Annotated in this window: 18 protein-coding genes; 9 read left to right on the top strand and 9 right to left on the bottom strand. The window is 72.1% G+C overall.

The window, feature by feature from the left end; translation table 11 throughout:
- Nucleotides 1-37: 37 nt before the first annotated feature.
- Nucleotides 38-3,451: an AfsR/SARP family transcriptional regulator gene (locus tag ABR737_RS14270; protein WP_350256781.1), complete on the bottom strand. Its 3,414-nt coding sequence runs from the start codon at nt 3,449-3,451 to the stop codon at nt 38-40.
- 175 nt (nt 3,452-3,626) lie between these two features.
- Between ABR737_RS14270 and ABR737_RS14275 the strand changes: the two genes are divergently transcribed.
- Nucleotides 3,627-4,433: a site-2 protease family protein gene (locus ABR737_RS14275; RefSeq protein WP_350250555.1), complete on the top strand. Its 807-nt coding sequence runs from the start codon at nt 3,627-3,629 to the stop codon at nt 4,431-4,433.
- A gap of 115 nt (nt 4,434-4,548) precedes the next feature.
- On the opposite strand, the gene ABR737_RS14280 is transcribed toward ABR737_RS14275, so the two are convergent.
- The 6 genes from ABR737_RS14280 to ABR737_RS14305 form a co-directional block, all read right to left on the bottom strand.
- On the bottom strand, nt 4,549-4,758 hold the full coding sequence (locus ABR737_RS14280; protein WP_350250556.1) for a hypothetical protein: 210 nt from the start codon (nt 4,756-4,758) through the stop codon (nt 4,549-4,551).
- Between the two features lie 160 nt (nt 4,759-4,918).
- Nucleotides 4,919-5,653, bottom strand: coding sequence for an NADPH-dependent F420 reductase (npdG, locus tag ABR737_RS14285; RefSeq protein ID WP_350250557.1), 735 nt, complete (start codon nt 5,651-5,653; stop codon nt 4,919-4,921).
- Between the two features lie 153 nt (nt 5,654-5,806).
- Nucleotides 5,807-6,655, bottom strand: a complete 849-nt coding sequence (locus ABR737_RS14290; protein WP_350250558.1) for a carbohydrate ABC transporter permease — start codon at nt 6,653-6,655, stop codon at nt 5,807-5,809.
- Nucleotides 6,652-7,650, bottom strand: coding sequence for a carbohydrate ABC transporter permease (locus ABR737_RS14295; protein ID WP_502964318.1), 999 nt, complete (start codon nt 7,648-7,650; stop codon nt 6,652-6,654). The genes ABR737_RS14290 and ABR737_RS14295 overlap by 4 nt, the downstream gene beginning before the upstream one ends.
- Nucleotides 7,647-8,996: an ABC transporter substrate-binding protein gene (locus tag ABR737_RS14300; RefSeq protein ID WP_350250559.1), complete on the bottom strand. Its 1,350-nt coding sequence runs from the start codon at nt 8,994-8,996 to the stop codon at nt 7,647-7,649. The genes ABR737_RS14295 and ABR737_RS14300 overlap by 4 nt, the downstream gene beginning before the upstream one ends.
- A 392-nt stretch (nt 8,997-9,388) precedes the next feature.
- Entirely contained in the window at nt 9,389-10,075 is a 687-nt protein-coding gene (locus ABR737_RS14305; RefSeq protein WP_350250560.1) for a FadR/GntR family transcriptional regulator, read from the bottom strand.
- Between the two features lie 166 nt (nt 10,076-10,241).
- Here ABR737_RS14305 and ABR737_RS14310 point away from each other — a divergent pair, with 166 nt between their 5' ends.
- Entirely contained in the window at nt 10,242-11,201 is a 960-nt protein-coding gene (locus tag ABR737_RS14310) for a dihydrodipicolinate synthase family protein (protein ID WP_350250561.1), read from the top strand.
- A 170-nt stretch (nt 11,202-11,371) separates the two neighbouring features.
- Entirely contained in the window at nt 11,372-12,001 is a 630-nt protein-coding gene (locus ABR737_RS14315; RefSeq protein ID WP_350250562.1) for a hypothetical protein, read from the top strand.
- A 292-nt stretch (nt 12,002-12,293) separates the two neighbouring features.
- Here the strand turns inward: ABR737_RS14315 and ABR737_RS14320 are convergent, their stop codons facing one another.
- Entirely contained in the window at nt 12,294-12,530 is a 237-nt protein-coding gene (locus tag ABR737_RS14320; protein ID WP_350250563.1) for a hypothetical protein, read from the bottom strand.
- A 65-nt stretch (nt 12,531-12,595) separates the two neighbouring features.
- Here ABR737_RS14320 and map point away from each other — a divergent pair, with 65 nt between their 5' ends.
- Both map and ABR737_RS14330 read left to right on the top strand, forming a co-directional pair.
- Nucleotides 12,596-13,453, top strand: a complete 858-nt coding sequence (map, locus tag ABR737_RS14325) for a type I methionyl aminopeptidase (protein ID WP_350250564.1) — start codon at nt 12,596-12,598, stop codon at nt 13,451-13,453.
- Between the two features lie 210 nt (nt 13,454-13,663).
- On the top strand, nt 13,664-14,371 hold the full coding sequence (locus ABR737_RS14330; protein WP_350250565.1) for a biliverdin-producing heme oxygenase: 708 nt from the start codon (nt 13,664-13,666) through the stop codon (nt 14,369-14,371).
- Between the two features lie 63 nt (nt 14,372-14,434).
- Here the strand turns inward: ABR737_RS14330 and ABR737_RS14335 are convergent, their stop codons facing one another.
- Nucleotides 14,435-15,100 (bottom strand): PhzF family phenazine biosynthesis protein, encoded by a 666-nt coding sequence (locus ABR737_RS14335; RefSeq protein ID WP_350250566.1) that lies wholly within the window; start codon nt 15,098-15,100, stop codon nt 14,435-14,437.
- A gap of 345 nt (nt 15,101-15,445) precedes the next feature.
- Between ABR737_RS14335 and efeO the strand changes: the two genes are divergently transcribed.
- The 4 genes from efeO (at nt 15,446) to ABR737_RS14355 (ending at nt 19,984) form a co-directional block, all read left to right on the top strand.
- Nucleotides 15,446-16,597, top strand: a complete 1,152-nt coding sequence (gene efeO, locus ABR737_RS14340; protein ID WP_350250567.1) for an iron uptake system protein EfeO — start codon at nt 15,446-15,448, stop codon at nt 16,595-16,597.
- Nucleotides 16,598-16,620: 23 nt separating this feature from the next.
- Entirely contained in the window at nt 16,621-18,012 is a 1,392-nt protein-coding gene (gene efeB / locus ABR737_RS14345; RefSeq protein ID WP_350250568.1) for an iron uptake transporter deferrochelatase/peroxidase subunit, read from the top strand.
- Between the two features lie 111 nt (nt 18,013-18,123).
- Nucleotides 18,124-19,125, top strand: a complete 1,002-nt coding sequence (gene efeU, locus ABR737_RS14350) for an iron uptake transporter permease EfeU (RefSeq protein WP_350250569.1) — start codon at nt 18,124-18,126, stop codon at nt 19,123-19,125.
- Complete coding sequence (locus tag ABR737_RS14355; protein ID WP_502964319.1) at nt 19,055-19,984, top strand: SCO2278 family lipoprotein; 930 nt, start codon at nt 19,055-19,057, stop codon at nt 19,982-19,984. The genes efeU and ABR737_RS14355 overlap by 71 nt, the downstream gene beginning before the upstream one ends.
- Nucleotides 19,985-19,999: the final 15 nt, after the last annotated feature.

Here is a 19,999-nt window from a genome sequence, read left to right on the forward strand (position 1 = left end):
GGGGCTTCCCTGCGGGACCGCCTTCGCCCGGCTCGCGTCAGATGAGGGCGGTGGCCTCTTCGAGGGAGAGGCCACCGCCTTCGGCGTACGCCTGCGCATAGGCCGTATCGCCCACCAGCGCCCGCGCGGCCGCCTCGGTACGGGCCCGGTCGTCGCGGATGATCCGCGGCGGGACATGGCCGGACGCCCGCAGTGTGTCGTACGCCCCCACCAGGCGCGCCGCGTCCCGGCCCGCGGACTCGCCCCGTACCGCCATCAACACCCGTGCAGCGGTGAGGAGTTGCACCACAGGGAGGTCCGGCGCGACCATCTGCGTCAGGGAGTCCTGCAGGCTGTCCATGGCGGTCCGGAACCTCGGCAGCAGACCCTCGTCGCGGTGGCCCTCGTCCAGGTCCAGCGAGATCAGCAACGACTCCAGCATCCCGGTGAACAGGTCCGGGGCGCGCGGGGCGAAGAGCTCGCGCACCGTGTGCAGTTCCGTCCGCGCCTCCCGGAGAGCCCCCTTCGCCGTCAGCCACATCGCGAGGGTCAGCCGGGCGAACGGCTCGGTGTCCCGGCCGCTGTTGCCCTTCACCGCCTCGGCCAGCACCTCACGCAGCATCCGCTCGCCGGTCTCCGCCTGGCCGTCCTCGATCAGTACGGCACCCAGCCGGCAGCGCAGCAGCAGGGTCTGGCCGTGCGCCCCCAGGTTCTCGGCGTGCACCATCGCCGCCCGGTAGTCGCGCGCCGCCGACGCGTACGCGCCCCGCTTCTCATGGGTTTCGGCACGTCCCGCCAGCGCCTCGGCCGCGCCCCATACGTCGCCGATCCTCAGGAAGGTGCGCAGCGCCTCGTCGGCATCGCGGGCCGCCTGCGCCAGCCCCCCGGCGCGGTCGTTGAGGATCTTCGAGCGGAACTGCAGCGTGTAGGCCAGCTCCCATTCGTAGCCGAGGTCGCGGCAGGCCTGCACCCCGCCGTCGACCAGCTCGGCCAGCTCGTCGAACCGTCCGGTGATCAGCACCGCGTAGTACCACAGCGCGCCGGGGACCTTGCAGGTCTGCGCCAGACCGGTGCGGTAGACGGTGAGCATCCCGGCCAGCTCTTCCTGCATCTCCGGATCGTGCAGCGCCTCGATATCGCTGTCCCGGCTGGAGAGCGCGACCAGCCGGACCTCGCGGCGGGCCTCCTGCAGTTGCTCGGGAATCATCGGCGGAGGGCTGTCGATGGGTCTGTCGTGCAGATCGGGGGCCGGTTCGGCGGGCGGGGTGAAGGGGTTGGGACCGAGCGCGGCGGCCGCCGTCGCCCAGTGGCGGGCGTCGCTGCGGTGGTCGCGCAGCGACCAGAACCACTGCAGGGACAGCACCAGGCACAGCGCCTCGTGCTCGTCACGTGCGGCGAGGGCACGGCGCAGCGCGGTGCGCAGGTTGTCGTGCTCCAGCTCCAGCCGCTCCATGCCCGCCCGCTGGCCGGGGCCGCGCAGCAACGGGTCGGTGGTACGGGCCAGTTCGCGGTAGGCGACGAGGTGGCGGCGCTCGGCACCGGTCCGTTCCCCGGCCTCGTCCAGCCGCTCGCCGGCGTACTCCCCCACCGTCTCCAGCAGCCGGTAGCGCATCTCTCCCGCACCGGAGCGGCTGCCGCCGAGCGTCTGGCCGGCCGGGGCCGCGACCACCAGCGATTTGTCGATCAGCGAGCCGAGCAGCCCGGCCACCTCGCGCCGGTCGACGCCGTCGCCCGCGCACACCTCCTCGGCGGCGGCCAGATCGCAGCCGCCGGCGAAGACGGACAGCCGGCGCAGCACCGCCCGTTCGGGCTCGTCGGTCAGGTCCCAGGACCAGTCGACGACCGCGCGCAGCGTCTGCTGGCGGGGCAGCACGGTCCGGCTGCCGCTGGTCAGCAGCCGGAAACGGTCGTCGAGCCGGTCGGCGAGCTGCCGGGGCGTCAGCAACCGCAGCCGGGCCGCGGCGAGTTCGATGGCGAGCGGCAGTCCGTCCAGCCGGCGGCAGATCTCGGTGCAGGCCGCCGCGGTTTCCTCGTCGGCCTCGATGCGGAAGCCGGGCAGGGCGGCGGCCCCTCGGTCGGCCAGCAGCCGCAGCGCGACGGGGCCCGGCAGCGGCTCGACCGGCCGCAGCACCTCGCCCGGTACGGCCAGCGGCTCCCGGCTGGTGGCCAGTACCGTCACCCCTGGGCAGTCGGCCAGCAGCCGCTCGGCGAGCTCGGCGGCGGCGCCGATCACATGCTCGCAGTTGTCGAGGAGGAGCAGCATCCGGCGTCCCGCGCAGTGCTCGGCGAGCCGGCCGAGCGGGTCCAGGGCGGTCGGATCGGCGGCGGCCCGCAGGCCCTCCGCGGTGGTGCCGCGGACGACCGTCTCACGGGCCCCGAGCGCGGTCAGTACCGCCTCGGGCACGGTCTGCGGATCGTCCACCGGTGCCAGCTCGGCCAGCCATACGCCGTGCGGCCAGGCGTCCGGCAGGGCGGCCGCGGCGGTCTCGGCGCCCTCCTGCGACAGCCGGGTCTTGCCGGCGCCGCCGGGGCCCAGCAGCGTCACCAGCCGGTGCTCGGCCAGATCGGCGCGGATCGCGGCCAGATCGGCGTCCCGCCCGACGAAGGAGGTGAGCCGGGCACGGAGGTTACCGGGGCGGGGGTGCGGCGGGGTGAGGAAGGGGGCGGGGGCGGCACCTGAAACGTGGGTGGTATCCGGGACGTGGGCGGCCCCGGGAGCGTGAGGGTGCGCGGAGGGCGGAACCGTATCCGCCGGCGGACGGAGCAGTTCCGCGTGCAGGGCGCGCAGCTCCGGGCCCGGGTCCACGCCGAGGCGGTCGGCGAGGCCGGTGCGTATCTCCTCGTAGGCCGCCAGTGCCTCCGCCGTGCGGCCCGCGGCCCGCAGCGCGCGCAGCCGCAGGGCCTGGAGGGGTTCGTCCAGCGGATGGTCCTGGCACAAGGCGTGGAGGGTGGGCAGCGCCCGGTCGGCGCGGCCGAGGGCGAGGTCGGCGGCGAGGCGGGTCCGCTGGGCGTCCAGCCGGCGGCGTTCGGCGCGGGAGGCCTCGGCACCCGCGTCCGGCAGATCGGCGAGGGCCGGACCGCGCCAGAGCGCCAGGGCGTCGTCGAGCAGGGCGGCGGCGCCGGCCGGGTCCGCGGCGGTCAGCGCCCGGCCGCCCTCCGCCGCAAGCCGCTCGAACCGGTGCAGGTCGACTGCGTCGGGCTCCGCGCACAGCCGGTAGCCGCCGTCGGCCGAGGCGACCGCGGCATGCCCCAGGGCACGGCGCAGCCGGCCGACCAGCGCCTGCAGGGCCCCGGCGGCGTCGGCGGGCGGGTCCAGGCCCCAGATGTCGGAGATCAGTACGTCCGGGGAGAGTGCCCGGCCGGGCCGCAGCGCGAGGGCGGCGAGCAGCGCGCGCAGGCGTGGTCCGCCGATGGCGACGGGGGTGCCGTCGGGCCGGTCGGCCTGGGTGGTGCCGAGAATTCCGTAGCGCACCGGCCCATTGTCGTCGAAGGCCGGAACTCCCCAGGCACCGAGCGTCGTTTTCGGTGTCACGGGTCCTGGGCAGGGGGTCCGTGAACGAGCCCGCCGGCACACCGCCGTGCGCCGGCCGCCGTGACGCGGTTACGGTCATGGCTGCCCCTCACCAGACACCCGGGAGCCCCGCACCATGACCACAGCAATCCGACGCGCCGACCGCCGCATCAGCCCGGTCTTTCTTGCGCTCGTCGCCGTCATGGCGGTGTCCGGCTGGGCGGTGTGGAGCGAAACGCTGGCGGCGAACACCGGCTTCGCGGTGTTCTTGTTCGTGGTGTCCGGCTGGGTGGTGTCGCTGTGCCTGCACGAGTACGCGCACGCCAGGACCGCGCTGCACAGCGGCGATATCTCGGTGGAGGCCAAGGGCTATCTGACGCTGAACCCGCTGAAGTACACCCATGCGCTGCTCAGCATCGTGCTGCCGGTGATCTTCGTGATCATGGGCGGGATCGGGCTGCCGGGCGGTGCGGTGTTCATCGAGCGCGGCCGGATCCAGGGGCGCTGGCGGCACAGTCTGATCTCGGCGGCCGGGCCGCTGACCAACATCGTGTTCGCGGCGGTGTGCACGGCGCCGTTCTGGCTGCACGGGCTGGCCGGGGTGCCCGCCCCGTTCCGTTTCGCGCTGGCGTTCCTGGCGCTGCTGCAGGTGACCGCCGCGATCCTGAACTTCGTGCCGGTGCCGGGCCTGGACGGCTACGGGGTGATCGAGCCGTGGCTGTCGTACAAGCTGCGGCGGCAGGTGGAGCCGTTCGCGCCGTTCGGACTGCTGGCGGTCTTCGGGCTGCTGTGGGTCCCGGAGATCAACCAGGTCTTCTTCGAGCTGGTGAACACGATCCTGCACGGCCTCGGCGTCTCCTCGCTCGACACCTACCTCGGCCAGGAGTTCTTCCGCTTCTGGCAGGGCGAGCCGCAGCTGCCGCAGAGCGGCGGCCTCTTCTGAGGTCCGGGGCCCGGCCGGCCGGATGGCGGGGCCGGGCTCCGCAGGAGGGTTCGATGCGCCGGGCTCAGGAGGGCTCGGCGCGTCGGCCTCCGCAGGCCGGCTCGAGGCGCCGGGCTCAGCCGGCCTGCTGCGCCCGCTGGAGCTTCGCCCTGCGCAGGTAGAACCACGCCATGTTGCTGGAGATGCCCGCCAGCAGGATCCAGACGATGCCGACGAAGCTGCCCTGGACGAACGCGACCACGGCCGCGGCGACGGAGAGGACGCACACGGCGAGGGCCATGAGAGCGAGCCGGCGGGCCGGGCCGGACGGGGGCAAGAGGGGCATGGAAGCGGCTCCTGTCGGGAGTGGTGCGGTCCTCCCCAGTGTCCCCCATGCCCCGTGTGCCCCGGTCGGCGGTCCGGCCGCGGCCGCTGCCACCTTGGTGGACGGCCCGGACGCCGTGGACCGCTCAGGCCTCGTGAACCGCCCGGACCTCGTCGACCGCTCAGACGTCGGTGAGGCGCAGCCCCGCGTGTGCCTTGTAGCGCCGGTTGACCGAGATCAGGTTGGCGACCAGCGACTCGACCTGGTGGGCGTTGCGCAGCCGGCCGGCGAAGACGCCCCGCATACCGGGGATACGGGCGGCCAGCGCCTGCACCAAGTCGGTATCGGCGGGGGACTCGCCGAGGACCATCACATCGGTGTCGATCCGCTCGGTCTCCGGGTCCTGCAGCAGCACCGCGGACAGGTGGTGGAAGGCGGCGGTGACCCGCGACTGGGGCAGCAGGGCCGCGGCCTGCTCGGCGGCGCTGCCCTCCTCCGGCTTGAGCGCGTAGGCGCCCTTCTTGTCGAAGCCGAGCGGGTTGACGCAGTCGATGACGAGCTTGCCGGCCAGCTCCTCGCCCAGCGCCTGCAGGGTCTTGGCGTGGCCCTCCCACGGCACGGCGACGATCACGACATCGCTGCGCCGGGCGCAGACGGCGTTCTCCGCGCCCTCGATACCCAGGCCGAGTTCGCCGGCGGCGGTCTCGGCGCGCTCGGCGGCCCGGGAGCCGATGATCACCTTCTGGCCGGCCAGGGCGAGCCGGTAGGCCAGGCCGCGGCCCTGGTCGCCGGTGCCGCCGAGGACGCCGACCACCAGGCCGGAGACGTCCGGGAGGTCCCAGGGGTCACGCTTGAGGGCGGCCTTCGCGCGCGTCGCGGCGTTCGGGGAGAACCGGCCATCGTCAGGAGTAGTCATGACAGCGATCCTGTCACGCGCCGACCGCGAACCGGCCAGGCCCTCGGGGCGGAAGCTCCTGCCGTCGGGACGGAAGGCCATGCCCTCGGCACCGCACCGCACCGACCGGCCCGCCACCCGGCACGCCACCCCGCGCCCGCCACCGCACACGCGTCACGCCTTCACGCTGCCCTCGGTCAGGCCCGTGCGCCAGTACCGCTGGAGCACCGTCATCAGCACCATCAGCGGCACCACGGACAGAAACGCCCCGCCCACCGTGTACTGGTAGAGCACCGGTTGGCGGTCGGCGTAGCCGGTCCAGGAGGTCAGGCCCAGCTGCACGGGGTAGAGGTCGGAGTCCGAGAGCATCACCAGCGGCAGGAAGTAGTTGTTCCAGATGTGCACGAACTGGAACAGGAAGACGGTCACCAGCGCCGGGGTCATCAGCCGCAGCCCGAGCCCGGCGAAGATCCTGGCCTCGCCCGCGCCGTCGATCCGGGCCGCTTCCAGGAGCGAGGCGGGGACCGCGGCGGCCGCGTAGATCCGGCACAGATACACGCCGAACGGGCTGACCGTACTGGGGATCAGCACCGCCCAGTAGGTGTTGGACAGCCCCATCGCGCTGAAGAGGAAGTAGAGCGGCAGGGCCAGCGCGGTGCCGGGGATCAGCACCCCGGCGAGCACCACGTGGAAGACCGCCTCCCGGCCGCGGAACCGGAAGACGGCCAGCGCATAGCCGGCCGCGGCGGACAGCAGGGTGGCGCAGACCGCGCCGGCCCCCGCGTAGAAGAGGGAGTTGGCGAACCAGCGGGCGTAGATGCCGTGGTCGTAGGTGAGGACGTCGACGAGGTGGTCGACGGGGTCCGGATGGTCGGAGAACCAGAAGCCGAAGGTGCCGAAGAGGTCGGCGCTGTTCTTGGTGGCGGAGACCGCCAGCCAGTAGACGGGCACCAGGAAGTAGAGCGCGGCGACGGTCAGCAGCGAGGCGGTGATGATCCGGTGGCGGACCGGGGGCGGGGTCATCCGCGCTCCCCGGCGTGCTCCTCGGCGCGCCCGCCGGTCAGCCGCAGAAAGCCGAAGGACACCGCGCACGCCACCAGCGCGAGCAGTACCGCCTCGGCCGCCGCCACCTGCTGGTTGTTGCCGACGAACGCCTCGCTGTAGGCATGCAGGTTGGGGGTGAAGCCGGAGTCGATGGAGGAGGCCAGCGGGCGCAGCACCATCGGTTCGGCGAACAGCTGGAGGGTGCCGATGATGCTGAAGACACCGGTGAGCACGAGCGCGGGGCGGAGCAGCGGGATCTTGATGTGCCGGGCGACCTGCCAGGCGCTCGCCCCGTCGATCCGCGCCGCCTCGTACAACTCCCCCGGTACGGCCTTGAGCTGGGCGATCAGCACCAGCATGTTGTAGCCGGTGAACTGCCAGGTGACGATGTTGGCGAGGGACCACAGGACGGTGCCGCGGGAGAGGAAGTCGACGCTCCAGCCCATGGAGTCGGCGATCTTCACCAGCGGGCTGATGCCCGGCACGTAGAGGAATCCCCACAGGATCGAGGCGATCACTCCCGGCACGCCGTACGGCAGGAAGAAGGCGCTGCGGAAGAAGGTGACTCCGCGGGCGCTCGCGCTCTCCAGCAGCAGCGCGAGGGCGGTGGCCAGCGCGATCATCAGCGGGATCTGGACGGCGCCGAAGAGCAGCACCCGGCCGAAGCCGGCCAGGAACCGGTCGTCGGCGAGGGCATGGGCGTAGTTGGCGAGGCCGGCGAAGACCTCGTGTTCCCGGCCGCCGAGGCCGAGCGGGCCGGTGCGTTCGGTCTTCTGCAGGCTCTCGTGGAGGGCGTAGCCGATGGGGGCGAGGAAGCAGAGGCCGAAGAGGGCGAGGAACGGCAGGACGAAGCCGGCGGCGGCGCGGGCGTTGCGGGCCTCGGTACGGGTGGCGCGGCGCGGGCGGCGGCCGGTGTCCTGGCGGGTCCGCTTCGGGGCGACCGGCCCCGGCCGGCGCAGCGTGTCCCGGCTCACCCGCCGCTCTCCACCTTCAGCCCCTTGCCCCTGAGGTCGGCGATGGTCTGGGCCTGCACCTTCGTCAGGACCGAGCGGAAGGAACTGCCGTCCGCGAGCGCATCGGTGAAGGCGTCGCCGAGCCGCTGGTAAAGAGTGTCCACCCCGGGCCCCCACCGCCAGCTGGTGTCCACATGCGCCCCGGCGGCCGCGAAGACCTTGCTGTACGCCTGGCCGCCGAAGAAGTCCTTGTCGACGTCGAGATCGGTGGTGGCGTAGCCCTTCTTGGCGCTGGGGAAGCCGTAGCCGCCGTCGATGAGCAGCGCGATCGACTCGGGGTCGGTGTTGAGCCAGACGGCGAAGTCCAGGGCGTCCTTGGGATAGCGGGCCTTGGCGAAGACGGCGGTGGTCGAGCCGCCCCAGTTGGCGAAGGCCTGCTCGCCCGCCTTCCACTGCGGCAGCGGTGCGGCCCGCCACTTCCCCTTGGTGCCCGGCGCATTGCCGGCCAGCAGCGCATCGCCCCAACTGGCGCCCACCCAGGCCGGGATGGTGCCGGTCTGCAGATCCTTGTACCAGGCGTTCTGCCGGTCCGGGATGGTCTTGACGAGCTTCTGCTTGACGAGGGATTCCCAGTAGTCGGCGACCTTGCGGGTGGGGTCGTCGTCGAGGTGCACGGTCCAGGTGTCGCCGTGCGTCCCGTACCACTTGGCGCCGGCCTGCCAGGCGAGGCCGGCGAAGCGGTTGCCGTTGGTGGGGGCGAAGGTCTCGATCCAGGCGCCCTTCTTCCGGACGGCCTTGGCTGCGGCCTCGTACTCGTCCCAGGTCCGCGGGGTCTGCACGTCCCATTTGTCGAAGAGGTCCTGACGGAGGAAGAGCCCCATCGGCCCGGACGCCTGGGGGATGGCGTAGATGCCCTTGCCGAAGACGGACTGCTGCCACTGCCAGCCGGAGAACTTGTTCTTGTGGCGGGCGGCGCCGAGCGGGGCGAGGTCGAGCAGCCCGTTGTCGAGGAGGAAGCCGGGGACGAGCGGGTATTCGATCTGGCCGAGGTCGGGCGGGTTGCCGGCCTTGATGGCGGCGTGCATCTTCGCGTACTGCTGGCCGTTGACGGCCGACACCTTCTCGACTTTTACCTGCACCTCGGGATTCCTGCGGTTCCAGAGGTCGACGGGCTTGTCGATGCCCGGCACCCAGGACCAGAAGGTCAGCTGGATCCGCTGCCCTTTCTTGCGCTCCCGGGGCGCGTTGCCGTCGCCGTTCCCGCTGTCCCCGTCCCCGCTGTCGCCGCAGCCGGTGAGCGCCCAGCCGGCGGCGACGGCGGCCGCCCCGCCCAGGACCGTTCTGCGGTGCACGGTGTGGTTGCTCATATCGGCTCCCCACGAGGATGCGGCTGCGGATACGGCGAGAGGTGATCGTCGAGCACGCGCTGAAGTCGCCCGTCCCGTGGAGCGGTCGGGCGCCCCCCACGGGCAAGGACGTAGGATGTCCCTCGTCCTGCGGCGACCATAGGGAGTGCCCAACTTGCCGTCAAGACACCGCACATGGGGCATTCCCGTGCCTGGCAAAGGCACCGCCGACACGGGGTGACATCCCGGTGAACGGGGGCGGCGGCGCCCGCAGCGGCCCCTTCCCCCCACCGTTGGGTCAGCCGGGCTCCCCCACCGTCCCCCTCGGCCGGGCTCCCCCACCGCCCCGTCAGCCGGGCCCCCCTCACCACTCCGTCAGCCGGGCTCCCCCACCGCCCGGCAGCCGGACTCCCTCACTGCTCCGTCAGCCGGCGCCGGATGCCGTCGAAGTGCCGGTGCATCGCCTCCACGGCGCGGTCGCCGTCACCCGCCTCCAACGCGTCGACGATCTCCCTGTGCTGGCGATACGTCACGTCCGGGTCGGGGCCGTCATCGGAAAGGTCCTCCCGCACCCGGCGCAGCGCCGCCCAGAACGCGTCCAGCACCTCGCTCAGCAGGTGGTTGCCCATCGAGCGGTACAGGGCGAGATGGAAGGCCCGGTCGGTGGCGCTCTGCACCTGCCCGCCCCGCGCCTCCTCCGCCATCCGCTGCACCAGCCCCTTGAGGACGGCAAGGTCCTCGGCGGGCAGTTTCCGGGCGACGGTGCCGATCAGGCCCGCCTCCAGCGCCTCGCGGACCTCCATCAGCTCGTACAGGCTGGACTCGCCCTGGTGGTGGCGGACCGCGGCACGGAACGCGACGCCCTCGACGAACGGCTCCAGGGTGAGCGGGCCGACGTAGGTGCCGAAGCCGTGCCGGATCTCCACGATGCGCATCGCCTGCAGCGCCTTGAGCGCTTCGCGCACCGAGTTGCGGCTGACGTCGAGCAGGCCGACCAGCTCGGCCTCGGTGGGCAGCGGATCGCCCGGCGTCAGCCCGCGCTGCAGGATCAACTGCTTGATCTGCGCCTGCACATCCTCGGCCATCGTCCCTCGCGCCATGGACACTCCCTCTCCCGCGTCTGCCATACCGCCGGCCTCGCCGCCACCCGCCCCGCACCGCCCCACCGGGCCGCGGATCCTTGACCGACCGCCTGTGAACAGGTCTATTGTGCTCGACATAGGACATGGGATGTCCTATGTCGGACTCGGAGACCCCGGAGCCCCCATGGCACTGCCCGCCCCCCTGCACGGCGTCATCCCGCCGGTCTGCACCCCGCTCGGCCCGCGCGGCGAGATCGACACCGCCTCGCTGACCCGTCTGGTGCACCACCTCCTCGACGGCGGTGTCCACGGGCTGTTCGCCCTCGGCTCCACCAGCGAAGTCGCCTACCTCACCGACGCCCAGCGCGGCACCGCACTGGAGACCGTCCTCAAGGCCGCGGACGGCAGGGTCCCGGTGCTCGCCGGGGTCATCGACACCACCACCCCGCGGGTGCTCGACCACGCCAGGACCGCCGCCGCCCTCGGCGCCGACGCCCTGGTCGCCACCGCGCCCTTCTACACCCGCACCCACCCGCGGGAGATCGCGGCGCACTTCCGCCACCTGCGCACGGCCGTCGACCTCCCGCTGTTCGCCTACGACATCCCCGTCGCCGTGCACAGCAAGCTGTCCCCGTCGCTGGTGCGGGAGCTGGCCGAGGACGGCACGCTCGCCGGGCTCAAGGACAGCAGCGGCGACGAGGGGTCGCTGCGCCGCCTGCTCACCGCACTCGGCGGCCGCACCGCCCGCCGCACCGGCCCCGCCCCCGGCTTCTCGGTCCTCACCGGCTCCGAACTGACCGTGGACGCCGCCCTGTTGGCGGGCGCGGACGGCGTCGTCCCCGGCATCGGCAATGTCGACCCGGCGGCCTACGTCCGGCTCTACGACGCCGCCCGGGCCGGCGACTGGGAGCGGGCGGCCGCCGAACAGGAACGTCTGGTCGCCCTGTTCGCCATGGTCGACGCCGGCCCCGAGCCCGAGATGGGCCGCAGTTCCTCCGCGCTGGGCGCGTTCAAGGCGGCCCTCCACCTCCTCGGCGTGATCGACGGGGGCGCCACCGCCTTCCCCCAGCGCCCGCTGGGCGAAAAGGCCGTGGCAGAGGTAGGACGTCGGCTCACCGCGGCCGGCCTGCCGCCCGTCCGATAGGCCGCACGACACGACCACGGCCGGGGCAGCACCCCCGCACTCCCCTCCCGCCTCTCTCTGCCTCTCCCTCCCCTCCCACCCCACATCCCCCACCACCCCCACATCCCGTACGGGTGACACCCGAGGAAACCGCAACCGGACAGCGTCCTGCTGCGGCAGGATGCCGGGCCATGGATGCCGTACGGGTCGCCCTGCTCCGCGAAGTTCTCGCCGGGACCGAGTGGGTCCAGGCCACCCGCCGCTTCGCGGGGACGCTGCGCGGCGCCGTCACCCCGCACGGCGGGGGGCTGCTGCTGGTCGGCAGCGCCGCGTACGAGCCCTGGCACCTGGCCGCCCACCTCGACGACGAGGCCGCCTGGTCGGGCCTGCCCGAGCTGTCGCCGACGCTGGTGCGCCACCGCGTCCCCGGCGGGGCGCCGGCCCATCTGGCAGTGGGCCTGGGCCGGTTGGCGGCGGCCGGACGCGGCGAGACGCTGCTGGTCGTGACGCCCGAACAGCCGGGCGCAGGGCTGCTGGAGCGGGTGCACGACGCCCGCCGCAACGGCGCGACGGTGCTCGCCCTGGACTGCGGCAACCGCGATCTGCACGCCCTGGCGCATGACGCGCTCGCCGCACCCCCGCCCCCGCCCGACGGCACGGACGACCCACCGGCCGACCTCGACCTCGACACGGTCCAGCATCTGGTGAGCGCGGCCGCCGGCGAGAACAGCCTGCCCGCGCCCCGCAGACACCGCCGCTTCCGCGACCGCCTGGCCCGCCTCGCCGACGGACTGACCGCCCCGCCGCCGCCTCGCTGGTAGCCCCCGAGGGGCCCCGTCGGCGGCCCAAAACCCTTTGCGCCGCTCCGTGCCGGTACGCACGATGGTGCCCCGTGACCTCGGACAGCGCTCCCCCCTCGGCCCCCTCTTCCGCTCCCCCTCCCCCGCGTCCCTCCGGCCCCGCCCGTCCAGGGTGAGCCGGGCGGCGCTGATGATCAGGGCGGCGACGGTCCCGGCTCCGGATCCGCGGCCCCCGCCCCGGACGCGGACCCGGCACCGGCCTGAGCCCGGGATGCGGGGCGGCACCACCAGGCCGCCCCGCAATGACAGGCTCCTAGTCCTCCCCGTCGCCCTTCCCCCGGTCCGGGCCGTCGTGCCACTTCGGGTCGGTCTCCCACTCCACGTTCCGCTCGTGGGCGGTCTCCATGGCGTGCTCGGCCTCCTCCCGGGTGCCGTACGGGCCGAGGCGGTCGGCGGCGCGGCACTGGGGCCCCTCCTCGACCTTCCGGTGCTCGAGGCAGTAGAACCACTCGCCGGGCTTGCCGACCGTACGCCTCTTGAACAGCGCCATTGCCGCCTCCTGTGGATGCTCGGTGCCACCATCCTGCCCGACGGCCCGCGGATACACTCGCTGGCATGTCTGGCCAGTCGCTTCTTGTCCCGGGGAAGATCTCCCCCACCCGCCCCGTCCCCGCCTCGATCCCGCGCCCCGAATACGTCGGGAAGGACGCACCCACCCCGTACACCGGGCCCGAGGTGCAGGACGCCGAAACGATCGAACGGATGCGGATCGCCGGCCGGATCGCCGCGCAGGCGATGGAGGAGGCCGCCAAGCTGATCGCACCCGGTGTGACGACCGATGAACTGGACCGGGTCGCCCATGAGTTCATGTGCGACCACGGCGCCTACCCGTCCACCCTCGGCTACCGCGGCTTCCCCAAGTCCCTGTGCTCCTCGCTCAACGAGGTCATCTGCCACGGCATTCCGGACTCGACCGTCCTCCAGGACGGCGACATCGTGAACCTCGACGTCACCGCGTACATCAACGGCGTGCACGGCGACAACAACGCCACCTACCTGTGCGGCGACGTGGACGAGGAGTCCAAGCTGCTGGTCGAGCGGACCAGGGAAGCGCTCAACCGCGCGATCAAGGCCGTCAAGCCGGGCCGTCAGATCAACATCATCGGCCGGGTCATCGAGTCGTACGCCAAGCGCTTCGGCTACGGAGTGGTCCGTGACTTCACCGGCCACGGCATCAACTCCTCGTTCCACTCCGGCCTGATCGTTCCGCACTACGACAGCCCGCACCACACCACCGACATCAAGCCCGGCATGACGTTCACGATCGAGCCGATGCTGACGCTGGGGACCCACGACTACGACATGTGGGACGACGGCTGGACGGTGGTGACGAAGGACCGCAAGCGGACCGCGCAGTTCGAGCACACGCTGGTGGTCACGGACACCGGGGCCGAAATCCTCACGCTGCCCTGACGGGAGCCGGGAGACTTTACCGACAGGGCGTCGGGAACAGGCGTAGGCTCGTTACCGACAGGACGTCGGGAACGGGTTGACTTAGGTAAGCCTAAGCAGTTAGGTGAGCCCAGGGTCGGCGGCTCCGCGGAGCCGGCCTGTTCCCGTCCTCCCCCAAGCTCTCGAATCCGAGCAGGGGGGACCCCCACCCCCGGCCCCCGGAGGTCCGTCTTGGAAGCGTCCCGCCCGACCTCGTCCGCTCCCTCCGCCCCCTCCGCTCAGCCCGCTCCCGTCACCCCGTTCTCGGCGGTCATCCGCACCGCGTCCCACGAGCAGCACACCGAGGCCGAGAACTCCTCCTTCATGAGCGACCTGCTCGGCGGCAGGCTCGGCGTCGCCGCCTACCGGCGCTACACCGAGCAGCTGTGGTTCGTCTACCGCGCACTGGAGGACGCCTCCGGGCCGCTCGCCGACGACCCGGTCGCGGGCCCCTTCGTCCGCCCCGAGCTGGCCCGCACCGCCGCACTGGAGCGCGACCTCGCCCACCTCGGCGGTCCGTCCTGGCGCACCGGCCTGGAGCCGCTGGCCGCCACCGCCGCCTATGCCGGCCGGATAGCCGCCTGCGCCCGCGACTGGCCGGGCGGCTTCGTCGCCCACCACTACACCCGCTACCTCGGCGACCTCTCGGGCGGCCAGATCATCCGCGGCACGGCCGAAAAGACCTGGGGCTTCGCCCGCAAGGGCGACGGGGTGCGGTTCTACGTCTTCGAGAACATCGCCAACCCGGCCGCCTTCAAGCGCGAGTACCGGGCGCTGCTGGACGCCCTGCCGGTGGACGACCTGGAGAAGCAGCGGGTGGTCGACGAATGCAAGCGCGCATTCGGGCTGAACAGCGCGGTCTTCCGGGAGCTGGGCGAGCAGTTCCCGTTGAGCGCGTAGTAGTCCCGGGACGGGGCCTGACGACGGCCGCCCCCGGCCTGCCGCCCACGCCCCGTCCCTCCGCTACGGCGCGGCGGGGCACACCTGCCCGCCGATGGCGATGGTGCCGTCCGGATGCGGGCGGGTGAGGATCCGGGAGCCGGTGCCCTGCCGGATGTCGAGCGGGCGCCCCAGCTCGTGCGTCAGCAGCAGGGCGGCGGCGCCGGTGGCCTCGTCCTCGACAATGCCGTCGCCGCGCCGCGGGAAGCCCCGCGCGCGGACCACGCCCGCGGCCTCGTCCTGCCAGGCCCAGGCGTAGAGCCAGCCCTCCCCCGGCGGCGGTGCGGGCAGCGCGTCGACCTCGGCCGCCGAGGCGTACCGCCGGGTGGTGCGGGCGGTCACCCACTCCGCGCGTCCGTACACCCAGACCACGTCCCCCTCGAAGCGGACCGCGACCTCACCGGCCGCCGGGCGCAAGGTGCGCGGCGGGCACCCCAGGCTCCGCAGCAGCCAAGCCATGCCGACCAACGGGTGCCCGGCGAACGGGAGTCGGACGCTCGGGGTGTGAATGTCCACGGTGCCCCGGTTCGCGTCGTCGAGGAACACGGTTTCGCTGAAGCCGAGTTCGGCCGCGAGGGCGGCCCGCTCGGCGGCGCCGGGGACGGCCACCCCGTCGCGGACGACACCCAGCAGATTGCCGCCGGCGCCGTCGGACCCGCAGAACACCCGGAGCACATCGAGTTCGGTCATCCGGACAGTGAACCGCACGGCCGGGCGGCACGGCAGAGGCGGCCAGGGTCACCACCGAGGAGCCGGCGCCGGGCCAAGGGCGAACGGCTGACCGCGGGCCGGAATTCCGCCGGTCATCACCCGCCGCGCAGCATGACCCTTACCTTGACTGACACATGACGGTTCCGTGACCGGGCGCGGGCCAATCCGTGATCCAGTCGTTGTTCATGAGAGCGGGATCACTGGACGGGGCGGGCGAAAACAGGTAAGCCTCAGATAAGTTAGGGCCGCCTTAGTGGCCATCTTCTTGACTGTTTATCGTTCGCGTAGTCCTTCTGTTCCACCCGAGCCCGCCTGGAGCCCCGTATGCGAGCCCATCGCTCCTCCGTCGTCGTCGCCCTCGCCGCGGCCACGGCCGTCACCGCCGTCGCCGGCTGCGCCGCGAAGAACGACGGTAAGGGGGGCGGCAAAGGCGCCGTCGAGGTGACCGCGACCGACTCCAGCTGCGAGCTCTCCACCAAGGAGTTCCCTGCCGGACATGTCCGGTTCGCGGTGCAGAACAAGGGCTCCAAGGTCACCGAGGTGTACGTCTACGCGCCCGGCGACCGGATCGTGACCGAGCGGGAGAACATCGGCCCCGGCACCAGCGCGGAGATCACCGCGGAGATCAAGGCCGGTGCGTACGAGGTCGCCTGCAAGCCCGGCATGAAGGGCCACGGCATCCGCCAGAAGGTGACCGCCGGCGGCAAGGGCACGAACGCCAAGCGCGACCCCAAGCTGGATGCCGCGGTCGCCGCGTACCGCACCTACGTCCAGGAGCAGGCCGACCAGACGCTCCCGGCGGCGCAGAAGTTCGCCGACGCGGTCAAGAGCGGCGATGTCGAGGCCGCCAAGAAGGCCTACGCCCACTCGCGGGTGGGCTGGGAGCGCACCGAGCCGGTCGCCGAGTCGTTCGGTGACATCGACCCCAAGGTCGATGTGCGCGCCGACGGTGTGGAGAAGGGCCAGAAGTGGACCGGTTGGCACAAGCTGGAGAAGTCCCTGTGGGAGGAGAAGAAGATCTCCGGGGACGACAAGAAGCTCGCCGGTCAGCTCATCACCGATCTCAAGGACTGGCAGAAGCGGGTCGCCAAGGCCGAGATCACCCCGACCAGCATGGCCAACGGCGCCAAGGAGCTGCTGGACGAGGTGGCCACCGGCAAGGTCACCGGTGAGGAAGAGCGCTACAGCCACACCGACCTGGTCGACTTCCAGGGCAATGTCGAGGGTGCCGAGAAGGCGTACGAGCTGCTGAAGCCGGTCGTCGGCAAGAACGACCCGGCGCTCGCCAAGGAGCTGGACAAGCAGTTCAAGACGATCCGCACGCTGCTCGACGACCACCGCGACAGCAAGTCCGCCGACGGCTTCGCCTCCTACGACACCGTCGGCAAGGACGACCGCAAGAAGCTCTCCGACGGCGTCAACGCGCTGGCGGAGCCGCTGTCGAAGCTGGCCGCCGCAGTGGCCACCACCAAGTAGTCCGCCGCGGGCGAGGGAGCACGATGACGCAGGACGAGGGCACGACCGGCGACGGCACGACCGCCGAGAGCCGCGCCACCACTGAGGGCGGCACGGCCGCTGGCGACGGCGCGGCCACGCGGACCGACGCCCCCGGCACGGCCACGCAGACCGCCGGCGGGCGCGCCCCGTCCCGGCGTTCGCTGCTCGGCTGGGGAGGCGCGGGCCTGGCGCTGGGCGCGGTCGCGGCCGGCGGCACGGCGGCGGCGCTGCGCACCGGCGGCGACGCCCAGCCGGCCGGCGCGGACGCGACCTCGCGCTCCGCGATTCCTTTCCGCGGCAGGCATCAGGCGGGCATCGCGAGCGCCGTCCAGGACCGGCTGCACTTCGCCTCGTTCGACGTCACCACCGACGACCGCGACGAGCTGATCGCGCTGCTCAAGGAGTGGACGAAGGCGGCGGCGCGGATGACGGCCGGGGACCCGGTCGGCGACGGCGCGGTCGGCGCGCTCGCGGAGGCCCCGCCGGACGACACCGGTGAAGCGCTCGGGCTGCCGCCGTCCCGGCTCACCCTCACCTTCGGCATCGGCCCGACGCTGTTCGAGAAGGACGGCAAGGACCGGTTCGGCATCAAGGCCCGGCGCCCCGATGCCCTGATCGATCTGCCGCAGTTCCCCGGCGACAACCTCGACAAGGCGCGCAGCGACGGCGATCTGTGCGTCCAGGCGTGCGCGGACGACCCGCAGGTGGCGGTGCACGCGATCCGCAACCTGGCCCGGATCGGCTTCGGCAAGGTCGCGATCCGCTGGTCGCAGCTGGGCTTCGGCAAGACCTCCTCGACGACGCCGGACGCGCAGACGCCGCGCAATATGTTCGGCTTCAAGGACGGCACCCACAACCTGGCGGGCACCGACACCGCCGCGCTCGACAAGCACGTCTGGGTCGCGGACGGCGAGGCGAAGGGCAAGGAGAGCTGGATGGCCGGCGGCTCCTACCTCGTCGCGCGCCGGATCCGGATGCACATCGAGACCTGGGACCGCACCTCGCGCAAGGAGCAGGAGGACATCTTCGGCCGGGACAAGGGCGAGGGTGCGCCGGTGGGCAGGAAGCACGAGCGCGACACCCCGCATCTGAAGTCGATGCTGCCCACCGCCCATGTCCGCCTCGCGCACCCGGACTCCAACGGCGGGATTCGCATCCTGCGCCGCGGCTACTCCTTCACGGACGGCACGGACGGCCTGGGGCGGCTGGACGCGGGGCTGTTCTTCCTCGCCTACCAGCGGGACGTACGCCACGGTTTTGTGCCCCTCCAGCAGCGGCTGGCGGCCAACGACGCGCTCAACGAATACATCCAGCACGTCGGTTCAGCGGTCTTCGCGGTGCCGCCGGGCGTCCGGAACGCGGACGACTGGTGGGGCCGGGAGCTGTTCGCCTGACACCGTCGTCACCACCGACACCATCGACACCGCCGACATCATCGACACCCGCAGACGCCGGGAAGCAGGGCGTCGGCCCATGAAGGACATGAAGGAAGGGAAGGAACCGGCGTGTTCGGCAACTACCTGATCGGTCTGCGCGAGGGCCTGGAAGCCAGTCTCGTCGTCTGCATCCTCATCGCCTATCTGGTCAAGACCGGGCGGCGGGAGGCGCTGCGTCCGGTCTGGCTCGGGATCACGCTCGCCGTGGTGCTGTCGTTCGCGTTCGGTGCGGCGCTGCAGTTCGGGTCGCAGACCCTGACCTTCAAGGCGCAGGAAGCGCTGGGCGGTTCGCTGTCGATCATCGCGGTCGGCCTGGTGACGTGGATGGTCTTCTGGATGCGGCGCACCGCGCGGCATCTGAAGAAGGAGCTGCACGGCAAGCTGGACGCGGCGCTGCAGATGGGCACCGTGGCGCTGGTGGTCACCGCGTTCCTGTCGGTGGGCCGCGAGGGCCTGGAGACCGCGCTGTTCATCTGGACCGCCGCGCAGTCCGCCAACGACGGTGTCCGGCCGCTGATCGGGGCGCTTCTGGGCCTGCTGACGGCGGTGCTGCTGGGCTGGCTGTTCTACCGCGGTGCGGTGCGGATCAACCTGGCGAAGTTCTTCACCTGGACCGGCGGCATGCTGGTGGTGGTCGCGGCGGGCGTGCTGGCGTACGGCTTCCACGATCTGCAGGAGGCGGACCTCCTGCCGGGGCTGGCCTCGCAGGCGTTCGACATCAGCGACCTGATCCCGGCCGACAGCTGGTACGGCACCCTGCTGAAGGGCATCTTCAACTTCCAGCCGGACCCGACCGTTCTTCAGGTCACGGTGTGGGCTCTGTATCTCATCCCCACGCTCACGATCTTCTTCGCCCCCGGTAGGGTGGCGCCGAATCGTGCCACCCCGGCGGCCGCCCCGTCCGCCCCGGTCGCCCCGGTCGCCCCGAAGGAGCCCGAGCCCCATGACACGCAGGTCGCCGTTCCGGGTGCCCGCAACACTGACGTCGGCAGTGGCGGCGATGGTGATAGTGAGCGGGTGCATGACGGTGCACGGCGAGAGGGAGATGCTGCCGGCGGTGTCGAAGGCTGAGGGCACCAAGGCGCTCACGCACTTCACCGAGAGCTTCAACAAGGCCAACCGTCAGCTCGATCCGGCGCTGAACCCCTCCTTCGAGGGGGGCGCGCTGCTCGCCATCGACCAGGCCGGGATAAAGGCGTCACACGCCCTGCAGCCGCACGGCAATCCGGGCTTCAAGGACCTGGCCTTCACGGATCCGCACTTCACCGTGCCCCAGCAGGCGGGCTGGCCGAAGTACTTCGTCGCGGACGCGGCCAGCAACCGTAAGAACGCCAGTGGCCAGAACACCCGCTGGTTCCTGGTGTTCAGCCGCAACGGCATCGACGAGCAGTGGCGCGCGGTGTATCTGGCGACGTTCGCGGACAACAAGGCCCCGGAGCTGAAGACGGACAAGAAGGGCTACGCGGAGGCCGTGCCCACCGGCGCGAAGTCCCGTCTGTCGGTCGATCCGGGCAAGCTGAGCAGTACCTACGCGGACTACCTCAACACCGGCAAGGGCAGCACCTTCGCCTCGGGACCGCAGACCGACGGCTGGCGGGCGCGGCGCGCCAAGGACGCCAACCGGGCCGGCCAGCGCATCATGTGGGAGGACTCGCCCGCGACCTATCCTCCGGTGGCGCTGCGGACGACGGACGGCGGTGCGCTGGTGTTCTTCTCGACCGTCTACCACCAGCAGCAGACGTTGTTCGCCGGGGCGACGATCTCGGTCGGGAAGCTGAAGGGCCTCGTGGAGGGGACGCCGAAGAAGACCAACCGGATGCTGTTCACCACGGTCTCCGGTCAGACGGTCAAGGTGCCCGCCAAGAGCGCCGGGGGGAAGGTCGCGGTCCTCAACCGGATCGAGGCGAAGACCGCGGTGAAGCCGCTGTAGCCGGCCGGGAATCCG

It is taken from the genome of Streptomyces sp. Edi2, assembly GCF_040253635.1.
Taxonomy (GTDB): Bacteria; Actinomycetota; Actinomycetes; order Streptomycetales; family Streptomycetaceae; genus Streptomyces.

Bases quoted from the DNA above. Each gene is read 5' to 3' on its own strand.
- ABR737_RS14275 (WP_350250555.1), top strand. From the start codon at position 3,627: ATGACCACAGCAATCCGACGCGCCGACCGCCGCATCAGCCCGGTCTTT.
- ABR737_RS14280 (WP_350250556.1), bottom strand. From the start codon at position 4,758: ATGCCCCTCTTGCCCCCGTCCGGCCCGGCCCGCCGGCTCGCTCTCATG.
- npdG (WP_350250557.1), bottom strand. From the start codon at position 5,653: ATGACTACTCCTGACGATGGCCGGTTCTCCCCGAACGCCGCGACGCGC.
- ABR737_RS14290 (WP_350250558.1), bottom strand. From the start codon at position 6,655: ATGACCCCGCCCCCGGTCCGCCACCGGATCATCACCGCCTCGCTGCTG.
- ABR737_RS14300 (WP_350250559.1), bottom strand. From the start codon at position 8,996: ATGAGCAACCACACCGTGCACCGCAGAACGGTCCTGGGCGGGGCGGCC.
- ABR737_RS14305 (WP_350250560.1), bottom strand. From the start codon at position 10,075: ATGGCGCGAGGGACGATGGCCGAGGATGTGCAGGCGCAGATCAAGCAG.
- ABR737_RS14310 (WP_350250561.1), top strand. From the start codon at position 10,242: ATGGCACTGCCCGCCCCCCTGCACGGCGTCATCCCGCCGGTCTGCACC.
- ABR737_RS14315 (WP_350250562.1), top strand. From the start codon at position 11,372: ATGGATGCCGTACGGGTCGCCCTGCTCCGCGAAGTTCTCGCCGGGACC.
- ABR737_RS14320 (WP_350250563.1), bottom strand. From the start codon at position 12,530: ATGGCGCTGTTCAAGAGGCGTACGGTCGGCAAGCCCGGCGAGTGGTTC.
- map (WP_350250564.1), top strand. From the start codon at position 12,596: ATGTCTGGCCAGTCGCTTCTTGTCCCGGGGAAGATCTCCCCCACCCGC.
- ABR737_RS14335 (WP_350250566.1), bottom strand. From the start codon at position 15,100: ATGACCGAACTCGATGTGCTCCGGGTGTTCTGCGGGTCCGACGGCGCC.
- efeO (WP_350250567.1), top strand. From the start codon at position 15,446: ATGCGAGCCCATCGCTCCTCCGTCGTCGTCGCCCTCGCCGCGGCCACG.
- efeB (WP_350250568.1), top strand. From the start codon at position 16,621: ATGACGCAGGACGAGGGCACGACCGGCGACGGCACGACCGCCGAGAGC.
- ABR737_RS14355 (WP_502964319.1), top strand. From the start codon at position 19,055: ATGGTGATAGTGAGCGGGTGCATGACGGTGCACGGCGAGAGGGAGATG.